Below are 12,130 nucleotides of genomic sequence, written 5' to 3'. Positions count from 1 at the left end.
GTCAGCGCGGCGGTGGTGTCGGCGAGCGCGGCGGCCAGCTCCGCCTCGGCCTCGGCGGCGCCGGGCAGCGCCAGCGAGGCCGCCGGGGCGTCGGCGGGCAGCGGGAAGACCCGCCAGAGCACCGTCTCGAAGACGTCCCCCGAGCCCGAGGTGTGCGTGCGGACCTGCGGGATCAGCCCCAGGCCGCCGGCGACGACCGCCTCGCCGGCGAGCAGCGCCGCGCCGGCGAAGTCGCCGGGCCCGGGCAACCCGCGCGGGTCACCGGGCGCCGGCAGCACCAGCCGGATGTCGTCCGGGGAGAGTTTGGCCAGGATGGGCAGCGCCTCGGGCAGCGGAACGTCGGTCCAGGTGCCGGGGGCGTCGGCGACCAGATGCTCCTCGTCGCCGGCGATGGCGTCGGCGACCTCGTCGAAGGGCACCAGCCCGGCGCGCCACGCGCGCACCCAGGCAACGAACCGGCTGGACCGGCGCGGCGCGAGAGTGGCCGTGCCCGCTGCGGGGGTGGACATGCCGAAAGGGTACGTGGTCACCGCCGCCCCTGTCTCGACTGCCGCTCGGGCCGCGTCGCCTGCCCGTTTCGCCCCGTCCTGCCGCCTCGGACGACGCGGTCCGTCGATCTCCAAACCTGCTGCCGGGCCTCGCCCTGCGGCGCGTCGCCGCCCGGCACGGCGGTCGTGACGGAGGCGGCGGCGGGTGCGCGGCGCTTCTGGCGGCAGGGTCTGACCTGTGCGGTGCGGTCGTGATGCGGTGGCGGGGATGCGCCGCGGTGCCGCCCGGCGGCCGGATGCGGGGGCGGGTGCGGGGCGGGTGCGGGAAGGTGCGGCGGCGCGTCGGGGTGCCGGGGGGCCGGCCGGCGGTTAGCGTGATCGACATGGGGCGGCGATACACGGAGGACGTGCTCGCGGGGGACTGGCGACGGCGCAGGGTCACCCCCGAGGTGGACGCCGAGCCGGACCTCGTCGTCGAGGACGCCGACTCGGGCTTCTGCGGCGCGGTGGTGGGCTTCGAGTCCGGCGCGGTGGTGCTGGAGGACCGGCACGGCCGGCGGCGGAACTTCCCGCTGCTGCCGGCTGCGTTCCTGCTCGACGGCCGGCCGGTGACGTTGCGCCGCCCGACCCGCGCCCCGGTGCCGGCCGCGCGCCGGCGCACCGCCTCCGGCTCGATCGCGGTCGACGGGGTCCGGGCCCAGGTCGCCAAGGCCAGCCGGATCTGGGTGGAGGGCGTCCACGACGCCGCCCTGGTCGAGCGGATCTGGGGCGACGACCTGCGGATCGAGGGCGTGGTGGTGGAGCCGCTGGACGGCATCGACGCGCTCGACGCCGAGGTGCGTGACTTCGGTCCCGGCCCGACCCGACGCCTCGGTGTGCTGGTCGACCACCTGGTGCCCGGCTCCAAGGAGAGCCGGATCGTGGCCCGGGTGAACTCCCCGCACGTGCTGGTCACCGGGCACCCGTACGTCGACGTGTGGCAGGCGGTCAAGCCGGCGGCGCTGGGCATCGCGGCGTGGCCGGTGGTGCCGCCGGGACGGCCGTGGAAGGAGGGGGTCTGCGCGGTGCTCGGCGTGGCCGAGCAGGCCGACATGTGGCGGCACATTCTGTCCCGGGTGGACAGCTTCGCCGACGTGGAGACCCCGCTGATCAACGCCGTGGAACGCCTGATCGACTTCGTCACCGAACCCGGACAGCCCGGGTGACCCCCGCGCAGGATCACGTTCGATCCTGGGCGTAGTGGCCTCGGACGCCCACCACGTCCAGGATCTCGCGCGCCTCCCTTTGTCGGTGCCGGAGTGGTCAGGGCTCCTGGTCGGGGGTGCGGGTGAAGACGAAGGTGGCGATGTCGAGGGCGACCGGGCGGCCGGCGTCGTCACGCAGCACGGTGAGCAGCTCCCCGTTCTCGTTGCCGGTGCGGCCCCGCCACCGGTCCGGGCCCTCCGCGGCGAACCGGTGCACCCGCTCGCCGCGCTGGTGGGCCACCAGCTCACCGCGCTCGCTGTCCCAGCTGACCTCCATCGCCAGCCCCATCCACCACCAGCGCCCGGTCAACTCGCTCACCTCGGCCGGGGGCGGCGCGGCGGCCGGTCGCCACGGCCGGGCGGTCGCCGGCTCGGCGTCCAGCACCGTGGTCAGGATCTGCTGGCCGAGAGCCCCGATCGAGCCGGTGCGGAAGCCGTACGAGTTGGCGAAGCCGATCACGGCGGTGCGGGTGGGGCGGTGTACCGCCAGGGCGGCGACGTAGCCCGGCATCGAGCCGCCGTGCCCGACGTACACCCGCTCGCCCTCCCGGTAGAGCTCCAGCCCCAGGCCGTGCCCGCCGGTCCACGAGTCGAGGTCGCTGATCACCACCGGCGCGCACATCTCGGTCAGCGTCTCCGCCGCCAGCACCTCCGGCGCCGGGTCGGCCAGGAACGCTGCCCAGCGGGCCAGGTCCGCCGCGGTGGACCAGAGCTGCCCGGCTGGCGCCATCGCCCCGGTGTCGGTGCGCGGCTCCTCGCGCAGCGTGTCGTGCCAGGGGTGCACCACGTAGCCCCGCGCGAACGGCTCGGTCGCCGCGTACGTCGTCCGGCTCATGCCCAGCGGCGCGAGGATCCGCTGCCGGAGCAGCTCGGCCCAGCCGGTGCCGGTGACCGCCTCCAGCACCCCGCCGAGCAGGCCGTACGCCAGGTTGGAGTAGTGGTACGACCGGTGCGCCGGATAGGCGATCTTGTCGGCGCTCACCCCGGCGAGCAGGGCGGCCAGCTCGCCGACCTCGGACCGCTCCCACCAGGAGCCGTCCGGCTCGCGTTGCAGCCCGCTGGCGTGGCCGAGCAGCTGCCGCAGGGTGAGCGTGCCGACGCCGGTGGCGGGCAGGTGCCGCTCCAGCGGGTCGTCCAGGGCCAGCCGGCCGGCATCGCGCTCCTGCATGACCAGCGTCGCGGTCATCGTCTTGCTGATCGAGCCGAGCCGGTACTGCAGGTCGGCGTGGGGGCGTGGGTGTTCCCCCGCGGTGGCGAGGTGCGCCAGAGCACCGTCCCGCACCACGCCGATCACCAGCGACGGCGTCCGACCGGCGGACTGCGCCCCGGTGACCAGGGCGTCGACCTGACGGACGGTGTCGGGCAGCAGGGACACGGGCTCTCCTCGGTCGGTGCTCGGGCCGGTCCGCGACCGGTTCGCTCGGGGTGCCGCCGAGCTTACTGATGATCACCGTTCGTCGGCACGTGCATCAACGTGTCACGATCGTGGTGTGGACGCCGTGTTGTGGATCGTGCTGGGTGTCGTGCTGGCGGTCGCCGAGATCTTCACCACGACGCTGTTTCTGATCATGTTCGCGGCCGGGGCGTTCGCCGCCGCGGGCGCCGCGGCGCTCGGCGCGCCGGTCGGGGTCCAGGCGATCGTCTTCGCCGTGGTGTCGGTGTTGACCGTGCTGGGTGTCCGGCCGACGCTTCGGCGTCACCGCCGCTCCGCCCTCGACAGTGGTGAGCGGCCCTTCGGCGTCGAGGCGATCGAGGGCAGCACCGCGCTGGTGCTGGAGCGGGTCGACACCGGGCAGGGCATGGTCAAGATCGACGGTGAGCTGTGGCAGGCCCGCTCGTACGACGCGGCTCAGGTTTTCGCCCCCGGTGAGCGGGTGCAGGTGATTCAGGTCCGGGGCGCCACCGCCCTGGTCTGGCGGGACGACGTTTCCTCCTCCGGGCAGTTACCCGAAGCGAAAAGGTGAGCATATGGAACTCGTGTTGCCGGTGCTGCTGATAGCCGTGGCGGTGATCGCCGTGGTGACCCTGGCCAAGGCGGTACGGATCGTGCCGCAGCAGCGCCAGGACGTGGTGGAGCGGCTCGGCAAGTACAAGCGGACCCTCAATCCGGGGCTGAACCTCCTGGTCCCGTTCATCGACGCGGTGCGTACCAAGGTGGACATGCGGGAGCAGGTGGTCAGCTTCCCGCCGCAGCCGGTGATCACCTCGGACAACCTCGTGGTGTCGATCGACACGGTCCTCTACTTCAAGGTGGTCGACGCGGTCCGGGCGACCTACGAGATCTCCAGCTTCCTCCAGGCCATCGAGCAGCTCACCGTGACCACGCTGCGCAACGTGATCGGCTCGCTGGACCTGGAGCGGGCGCTGACCAGCCGGGACGAGATCAACCGGCACCTCTCCGGCGTGCTCGACGAGACCACCGGCCGCTGGGGCATCAAGGTGACCCGGGTGGAGATCAAGGCGATCGAGCCGCCGGCGAGCATCCGGGACTCCATGGAGAAGCAGATGCGCGCCGAGCGGGACCGTCGGGCGGCGATCCTCACCGCGGAGGGGCACAAGCAGTCGCAGATCCTCACCGCCGAGGGCGAGAAGCAGTCCGCGGTGCTGCGCGCCGACGGTGACCGGCAGGCCCGCATCCTCCAGGCGGAGGGCCAGGCGAAGGCGATCCGGACCGTCTTCGATGCCATCCACCAGGCCAACCCGAGCCAGAAGGTGCTCGCCTACCAGTACCTCCAGGCGCTGCCACAGATCGCCAACGGCACCGCCAACAAGGTCTGGATCGTGCCGGCCGAGCTGACCAAGGCCCTAGAGGGGATGGGTGGCGCGCTCGGCGGGCTGAGCAAGATGGTGGGGGACCTCCCCGCACCGGAGGCGGCCGACCACGCGAGCCAGGTCGAGCGGGAGGCCGCCGAGGCCGCGCAGGCCGCGGCCGCCGCCGCCCAGGAGATCCACGACGAGGTACGCGTCGCCGAGGCGCAGGCCACCGGCGGCAAGACCCCGCAGGGGCTGCCGGCACCCGAGCCGGTCTCCCCGGCGAGCCTGCTCAACGACCCGTCCGACCAGCGCGAACGCGGCTGAGCGAGGGCCGACCCGGTCCGGTCGGACCGGGTCGGCCCGCCCCGGGCCCGCCCCGTCCTGGGGCGAGCTGCTCCCGGTGTCGGCCGGGACCCCCGGTGACGGTGTGCCGGGTCGGGCGGACGGGACGACGGCTCCGCCGGTCGCGTGGCGGGCCGGCGGCTAAATGCGAGAAAGACTCATGGGGCGCTCCGGTGCCTGCCACCATCGGTCCTAGGACGGGTGGTGACCAGGCATCGGGGCGCCCCGGCGCGTCCCGCACCGCTCGTGGATGAGCGAGGTGACGCATGAAGGATCCGGCGAAGCGGGTGTGGTCCTCGGCCCCGGTGCCCGGCGCGCACGACCCTGGCGGCCCGCTCGGCACCCGGCGTACCGGCGGTGGGTTCGGGGTGCTCCCGTTCGTCGACCCGACGCCGGTCGGACCGGCCACCAACGCCAGCTGGGCGTGGTCGCTGCGCCGGTTCGCCCGCGCCGCCGTGTGGCTGCTCCCGGCGTACGCCGTCCTCTACGGCGTGGTGGCGATGGCCAGCGACGGCGGGGTGGGCAACGACCCCTACCCGGCCGACGGCCGGTCGCTCTACCTGGTGGGCTGGGTGGCGGCGGTCTGGCTCGGCCTGCTCGCCCTGCTGGCCCTGACCGGGCTGCTGGCCGCGACCCGCAGCCGCCGCGGCGCTGCCGCCGGCCTGCTGGTGTCCATCGCCGGCACGGTGCTCATGCTGCCCTTCGCCGGGTTGGCGGAGCAGACCCCGGTCTTCGGCACCACCGCCCGGATGCTCGTCCTGGTGGGCGCCACCTTCTACAGCGCGGGCTGGCTGCTGACCGGCTGGTCGGTCGCCCGGTCGGGCACGTTCAGCATGGGCGACGGCGCGATGCTGATGATCGCCGCTCCGCTGCTCGGTCTGGGCGGCGCCCTGATCGGTTCGTTGCAGACCTTCGGCGCGATCTTCGTCCTGATCGCCGGCATCGGCATCGGCTACCGCTCCGGCCGCCTGGTCCCGCGCGACATCTTCCGCGACGCCACCAACGCCAGCGTGGCCAGCGCCGCCACGCCCGCCGCCCCCGGCTCTCCCGGTACCAACGGTCCCCTCGCCGCCGGCTGATCCACGCCGGCGCGGTCGCGGTGCTCACGGTTCCCGGCGAACCCCGGTCGCCGGGACTCGCACCCCCTCGACGATCGGCGGACGTGGGAGCCGTGAGCAGGGTGGGGCTGAGCGGGACCGGTGGGTCGGGCGGGATGCGAAATCGCTGGTAGGAGGCGGTGAAGTTGCTGACAACCGGGGGCCGAGGGTGGTCGGTCGGCGGCTCCGGTGGCAATCCTGGGGACCATGGCCCGACTCCGCTCGCCGCTGTCGCGGCTGTTCACCGTGCTGCTCGCCGGCGCGCTCGCCGGTCTCGTCCTGGCGGTCGCCGCGCTGCCGGGCAACCTGCTGCTCGGGTTCGCCGCGAGGTCGGCGCTCGGGTCGTACGCCGCGCTGCCGGAGGCGCTGCGCACCCCGGTCACGCCCCAGCGCTCCTACCTCTACGCCAACGACGGCCGGACGCTGATCACGACGTTCTACGACGTCAACCGCACCGACGTGCCGTTGGACGAGATCGCCCCGGTGATGCGGCAGGCGATCGTGGCGGCCGAGGACCGGCGCTTCTACGACCACGGCGGCACCGATCTGCGCGGCCTGGCCCGGGCCCTGGTCGCGAACGTCAAGGGGGGCGGCACCGAGCAGGGCGGCTCGACGCTGACCATGCAGTACGTGCGCAACGTGCTCAAGACCGACCCCGGGCGCACCGCCGAGGAGCGCGCCGCGGCCACCGAGCAGACCGTCGGGCGCAAGCTGCAGGAGATCCGGTACGCCACGGCGCTGGAGCAGCGCCTGGGCAAGGACGAGATCCTCAACCGCTACCTGAACATCGCGTACTTCGGCTCCGGGGCGTACGGCATCGCGGCGGCCAGCCAGCGGTACTTCGCCAAGGCGCCGGCGGAGCTGACCCTCGCCGAGGCGGCCCTGCTCGCCGGCCTGGTGCAGTCGCCGGAGGCGTACAGCCCGATCGACGGTGACCAGAATGCGGCGCTGGAGCGGCGCGGGTACGTGCTGGACTCGATGGTCGCCACCGGCGCGATCACCGCCGGGCAGGCGGCGCGGGCGAAGGCCGAGAAGCCGACGCTGCGCCCCACCGCGCAACCCAACGGCTGCACCGCCGTCGCGCAGGGGCACGAGGACTGGGGCTTCTTCTGCGACTACCTGCGCCAGTGGTGGCTGGGGCAGGCGGCGTTCGGCGCGACCGTCGAGGAGCGCGAGCAGGCGCTGCGCCGGGGCGGCTACACCGTGGTGACCTCCCTCGACCCGCAGATCCAGGCCACCGCGCAGAAGCAGGCCACCGGCGTCTACGGGTACGACAACGCGCGGGCGCTGCCGATCGCCGCGGTCGAGCCGGGCACCGGCCGGGTCCTCGCGATGGCGGTCAACCGGCACTACAGCCTCGCCGACAACCCCGCCGGGCAGACCAACCACCCGAACACCGTCAACCCGCTGATCTCCGGCGGGGACAGCGTCGACGGCTACCAGGCCGGTTCGACGTTCAAGCTCTTCACCATGCTCGCCGCCCTGGAGTCGGGGAAGCCCCTGGCCACCGGCTTCGACGCGCCCAGCCGGCTGCCCACCCGGTACGCCGCCGAGGGTGACGGCAGCTGCGCCGGCCGGTGGTGCCCGGCCAACGCCAACCCGGAGTGGATGGACGGCTACCGGATGATGTGGGACGGCTTCGGCCGCTCCGTGAACACCTACTTCGTCTGGCTGGCCGAGCAGGTCGGGCCGGAGAAGGTGGTGGAGATGGCGCAGCGCCTCGGCATCACCTTCCGGGCCGACGCCGACGCCGCCTTCGCCCGCGACAACGCCGCGAACTGGGGCTCGTTCACCCTCGGCGTGGCCGCCACCACCCCGCTCGACCTCGCCAACGCGTACGCCACCGTGGCGGCGGAGGGCACGTACTGCGCGCCGCTGCCGGTGGTCTCGGTGACCGCGGCCGACGGCGAGCGGGTGCCGGTGGGCGACCCGTCCTGCAAGCGGGTGCTCGACGCCGACGTGGCCCGGGCCGCCACCGACGCGGCCCGCTGCCCGGTCGGTCAGCAGTCGCCGTACGGGCAGTGCAACGGCGGCACCGCCACCTCGGTGAACCGGATCCTCGACGGCCGCCCGGTGGCCGGCAAGACCGGCAGCTCGGAGCGGAACGCCACCGAGACGTTCGTCGGCTTCACCCCGCAGGTCGCGGTCGCCGGCATCGCCGCGAACCCCGACGACACCACCGACTCGGTGGGCGCCGCGGTGCAGGCCAGGGTGATCGACGCGGTCGCCCGGGTGATCGCCACCGCCGTCGACGGGCAGCCGGAGCAGGCCTTCGCCGCACCCGGCCGGGAACTGGTCGGCGAGCCGCGGCTCCCGGTCGAGCGGCGGCCCGCCGACGACCGCCGGCCCGCCGACGACCGCCGCCCGGCGGACGAGGAGCGCCTGTCCGACCTGCGCCGCTGGTTCTCCAACCGCGGCTGACCCGCGACTCCGCGCAGCGAGCCTGCGGATCACCCGCCCGGTCGGCGTCTCGGCCGGTGACCGTGTGCCCGAATCCGAACCAGGCGGCGAGCGGGTGGAGAAGGATCGTCCATGTGACGAGTAACCACCCCGACGGGGGATGGTCGGGCCGGACTCACTGGGTTGGCCGGTTCAATGCCCCGCTGCGCTCGTTTCTGCACACGGAGACCGGCAGCGCACGGGTGGTGCTGGTCGGCGCGGTGGCCGCGCTCGCCTGGGCTAACCTCCACGTGTCGTCGTACGAGTCGCTCTGGAGCACCTCCTTCTCCGTCCAGCTCGGCGACTGGCGCGTGTCACACGACCTGCGTACCTGGGTCAACAGCGGCCTCATGACGTTCTTCTTCCTGGTCGCCGGGCTGGAGCTGCGCCGCGACTTCGACCTGGGCGAGCTGCGGGACCGGCGTAGGCTGACGTTGCCGATGCTGGCCGGGCTCGGCGGCATCCTCCTGCCGATCGCGATCTACCTCGCGTTCAACGCCGGGCGCACCACCGCCGCGGGCTGGGGTGCGGTGATGGCCAGCGACACCGCGCTCGCGCTCGGCGTGCTCGCCGTCTTCGGGCCGCGCTTCTCGGACCGGTTGCGGGGTTTCCTGCTGACGGTCGCCGTCATCGACGACCTGGTCGCGATCGCGGTGCTGGCGATCGCCTACCCGGAACATCCGTCGGTGGCGGCCCTGCTCACCGCGGCGGGGATCTTCGGCGTCGTCCTGCTCGTCCGGTGGCGGGGCGTGCGGTACGGGCCGGTCTACGCGCTGCTTGGGCTGGCGGCGTGGCTCGCGGTGTCGGAGTCCGGTGTCGACCCGGTCGTGGTGGGCCTGCTGATGGGGCTGCTCACCTACGCCTACGCCCCCGGCCGCACCGAACTGCAGCGGGCGACCGACCTGTTCCGCCTCTTCCGGGAACAGCCCACCCCGCAGCTCGCCCGTTCGGCCCGGGTCGGGCTCGCCTCGGCGCTGTCGCCGAACGAGCGGTTGCAGCACCTCTACCACCCGTGGGCGAGCTACGTGATCGTGCCGCTCTTCGCGCTGGCGAACGTCGGGATCGTGATCGACGGCGAGCTCCTGGCCAGTGCCGTCACCTCCCCGGTCACGCTGGGCGTCGTGGCGGCGTACGTCGTCGGCAAGCCGGTCGGGATCGTGGGCACCCTGTGGCTGGTGACCCGGCTCAGCCGCAACCGGCTCCGGCCACCGGTCGGCTGGGTCGCCGTCGCCGGGGTGGGCACGGTCTCCGGCATCGGGTTCACCGTCGCCCTCCTGATCGCCACCCATGCGCTGAGCGGCCCCGCCCTGACGGAGGCGAAGCTCGGCATCCTCGTCGCGACGGTCGGTTCGTCCGTCGTCACCTGGCTGGTGTTCCGCTCCGCCGCCCGGCTGTCCCCGGCGCGGCGTGCCCGCGCGCTGCTCGGTGCCACCGAGGGGCTCGTCGACCTGATGGTTCCGGTCGATCCGGAGCGCGACCACCTGCGCGGGCCGCGCGAGGCGCCGGTGACGGTCGTGGAGTACGGCGACTTCGAATGCCCCTACTGCGGGCGGGCCGAGCCCGTGGTCCGGGAACTGCTGACCGACTTCGCCAACGTCCGGTACGTCTGGCGGCACCTGCCTCTCACCGACGTCCACTCGCACGCCCAACTCGCCGCCGAGGCCGCCGAGGCGGCGGACGAGCAGGGCGCGTTCTGGGAGATGCACGACCTGCTTCTCACGCACCAGAAGGCGCTCAACCCCGCCGATGTGCTCGGCTACGCCGAACAGCTCGGCCTGGACCTCGACCGGTTCCGCGAGCACCTCGCCAAGGCCCGAGGGGCCGACCGGATCGCCGAGGACGTCGACTCCGCCGAGCTCAGCGACGTGACCGGAACCCCGACCTTCTTCATCAACGGCCGGCGTCACCACGGCGCGTACGACATCACCGCGCTCTCGGGGGCGGTGAAGGCGGCGTTCGCCAGCGCGAAGCTCCGCCCCGAGTACCGTCGGGATCCCGGGCGCCGCCACGAGGGCGGACCGGAGAGCTGAAACGCCGAGCAGCGGCCCCTGCCGTGCGGCGGGTGCGCGGCGTCAAGGCCACGCGCTGGCTGTCGGATTCCGTGGGTCCGCTCCGACCACCTGGCGAGAGCGCCCAGGGTGGGCGCCCGGCACCGGGAGGAACGGCACCATGGGCAGGATCGTCTACTACGTGCACCAGTCGCTCGACGGCTTCATCGAGGGCCCGAACGGCGAGTTCGACTGGCCGGCGATGGGGCCGGAACTCTCCGCGTACTCCTTCGGGTTGAACGACCGGACCAGCGCCTTCCTCTACGGGCGCAGGGTCTGGGAGATGATGTCCTACTACTGGCCGCGGGCCGAGTCGATCTCGGACCACCCGCACGACCTGGCCTTCGCGCCCGTCTGGCGGCGCACGCCCAAGGTCGTCGTCTCCCGGACATTGACCGGGGCCGAGCACGGCGCCCGGGTGATCGGCCGGGGTGACCTCGCCGAGGAAATCACCGCACTCAAGCGCGAGGCCGGCGGCGACCTGCTGCTCACCGGCGGCGCGGACCTCGCCGGGGCGCTGACCGGGCTGGGCCTGATCGACGAGTACCACCTGGTCGTGCACCCCGTGGTCCTCGGCGGCGGCAAGCCCGTCTTCACCGCCAAGGACCGGTTCGACCTGGGGCTGGTCGCCACGCGCAGCTTCGACTCCCGCGCGGTCCTGCTCCGCTACGACCGGGTGGCGGACTGAGCCGGAGCCGCCACCCGCCCGGGCCCGGCCGGCCCCACGCGACCGGCCGGGGCGCCGACCTGCCCGCCGCCCGGTCGGCGCGGGTGGCCGGGCAGAATCGTCGGGTGCCCGTCCACGAGATCACCGACCCCGACGACGACCGGATCGCCGACTACCGCGCGCTGACCGACGTCGAGCTGCGCACCCGCTGGGAGCCGCCGCACGGCCTGTTCATCGCCGAGGGGGAGCTGGTGCTGCGGCGGGCGCTGCGGGCCGGCTACCCGGCCCGGTCGTACCTGGTGGACGCGAAGCGGGTCGACCAGCTCGCCGACCTGGACACCGGGGACGCGCCGGTCTACGCCGCCACCCCGGACGTGCTGCAACGGGCCACCGGCTTCCACGTGCACCGCGGGGTGCTGGCGTCGTTCCGGCGCAAGCCGCTGCCCACCGCGGCGGAAGTGCTCGCCACCGCCCGGCGGGTGGTGATCCTCGAGGACGTGAACAACCACACCAACCTGGGAGCGATCTTCCGGGCGGTGGCCGCGCTCGGGGTGGACGCCGTCCTGCTCTCGCCGTCCTGCGCCGACCCGCTCTACCGGCGCAGCGTGCGAGTGAGCATGGGCGAGGTCTTCGCCGTACCGTACGCGAAGCTGGAGCCCTGGCCGGCCGCGCTGACCGAGGTCCGCGCGGCCGGGTTCACGGTGCTGGCGATGACCCCGGCGCCGGACGCGGTGCCGATCCAGCGTCTCGACGCCGCGCGGCGGGCCCGTTCGGCGCTCCTGCTCGGCGCCGAGGGCGCGGGGTTGACCCGGGCGGCGATGGACGCCAGCGACGTCCGGGTGGTGATCCCGATGCGCCGCGGCGTCGACTCGCTCAACGTCGCCGCGGCCACCGCCGTCGCCTGCTGGGAGCTGGGCCGCGACGACCCGCTCTGACCCGGGTCGCGATCACCGCGTGGGGCAGCCCGTCCCGGCCCCGACGGCCGCCGGGCCGCCCCGCTGCGCCACGGGCGGGCCGCCCCGGGCCCCGCGAACGTCACCGGACAACCGGG

At 73.9% G+C, this 12,130-nt stretch carries 10 protein-coding genes; 8 read left to right on the top strand and 2 right to left on the bottom strand.

Translation table 11 applies throughout. The features are described 5' to 3' along the window. A partial coding sequence (locus NCC78_RS18560) for an Rv1486c family protein (RefSeq protein WP_504920446.1) occupies positions 1-509 on the bottom strand: 509 nt, incomplete at its 3' end. 362 nt (positions 510-871) lie between these two features. Here NCC78_RS18560 and NCC78_RS18555 point away from each other — a divergent pair. Next, a complete protein-coding gene (locus NCC78_RS18555) occupies positions 872-1,693 on the top strand; it encodes a DUF3097 domain-containing protein (RefSeq protein ID WP_250795910.1) in 822 nt (273 codons plus the stop codon). 97 nt (positions 1,694-1,790) lie between these two features. Here NCC78_RS18555 and NCC78_RS18550 read toward each other — a convergent pair whose 3' ends face one another. Beyond that, entirely contained in the window at positions 1,791-3,107 is a 1,317-nt protein-coding gene (locus NCC78_RS18550) for a serine hydrolase domain-containing protein (RefSeq protein WP_250795909.1), read from the bottom strand. A 115-nt stretch (positions 3,108-3,222) separates the two neighbouring features. On the opposite strand from NCC78_RS18550, the gene NCC78_RS18545 reads away from it, so the two are divergent. From NCC78_RS18545 to NCC78_RS18515, 7 genes are all read left to right on the top strand, one after another. After that, a complete protein-coding gene (locus NCC78_RS18545; RefSeq protein WP_250795908.1) occupies positions 3,223-3,696 on the top strand; it encodes an NfeD family protein in 474 nt (157 codons plus the stop codon). A 4-nt stretch (positions 3,697-3,700) separates the two neighbouring features. Then, positions 3,701-4,810 carry an SPFH domain-containing protein gene (locus tag NCC78_RS18540; protein WP_250795906.1) on the top strand — a complete coding sequence of 370 codons (1,110 nt, stop codon included), beginning with the start codon at positions 3,701-3,703 and terminating at the stop codon, positions 4,808-4,810. 284 nt (positions 4,811-5,094) lie between these two features. After that, positions 5,095-5,907, top strand: a complete 813-nt coding sequence (locus NCC78_RS18535) for a hypothetical protein (protein WP_250795905.1) — start codon at positions 5,095-5,097, stop codon at positions 5,905-5,907. A 225-nt stretch (positions 5,908-6,132) separates the two neighbouring features. Next, positions 6,133-8,346 carry a transglycosylase domain-containing protein gene (locus NCC78_RS18530; protein ID WP_250795904.1) on the top strand — a complete coding sequence of 738 codons (2,214 nt, stop codon included), beginning with the start codon at positions 6,133-6,135 and terminating at the stop codon, positions 8,344-8,346. 113 nt (positions 8,347-8,459) lie between these two features. After that, a complete protein-coding gene (locus NCC78_RS18525) occupies positions 8,460-10,394 on the top strand; it encodes a Na+/H+ antiporter NhaA (RefSeq protein ID WP_250795903.1) in 1,935 nt (644 codons plus the stop codon). Between the two features lie 139 nt (positions 10,395-10,533). Continuing rightward, positions 10,534-11,100: a dihydrofolate reductase family protein gene (locus NCC78_RS18520; protein ID WP_250795901.1), complete on the top strand. Its 567-nt coding sequence runs from the start codon at positions 10,534-10,536 to the stop codon at positions 11,098-11,100. 59 nt (positions 11,101-11,159) lie between these two features. Further along, complete coding sequence (locus tag NCC78_RS18515) at positions 11,160-12,014, top strand: TrmH family RNA methyltransferase (protein ID WP_250795911.1); 855 nt, start codon at positions 11,160-11,162, stop codon at positions 12,012-12,014. The last annotated feature ends 116 nt before the right edge of the window (positions 12,015-12,130 follow it).

The sequence above is a fragment of the Micromonospora phytophila genome (assembly GCF_023656545.1).
GTDB classification, from domain to species: domain Bacteria; phylum Actinomycetota; class Actinomycetes; order Mycobacteriales; family Micromonosporaceae; genus Micromonospora; species Micromonospora phytophila.
Note: the sequence above shows the minus strand (reverse complement) of the source record. Positions and strands in the feature narration are given on the sequence as shown.

Excerpts from the sequence above, each read along its gene's own strand:
- NCC78_RS18555 (WP_250795910.1), top strand. The coding sequence starts at position 872 with ATGGGGCGGCGATACACGGAGGACGTGCTCGCGGGGGACTGGCGACGG.
- NCC78_RS18540 (WP_250795906.1), top strand. The coding sequence starts at position 3,701 with ATGGAACTCGTGTTGCCGGTGCTGCTGATAGCCGTGGCGGTGATCGCC.
- NCC78_RS18535 (WP_250795905.1), top strand. The coding sequence starts at position 5,095 with ATGAAGGATCCGGCGAAGCGGGTGTGGTCCTCGGCCCCGGTGCCCGGC.
- NCC78_RS18530 (WP_250795904.1), top strand. The coding sequence starts at position 6,133 with ATGGCCCGACTCCGCTCGCCGCTGTCGCGGCTGTTCACCGTGCTGCTC.
- NCC78_RS18520 (WP_250795901.1), top strand. The coding sequence starts at position 10,534 with ATGGGCAGGATCGTCTACTACGTGCACCAGTCGCTCGACGGCTTCATC.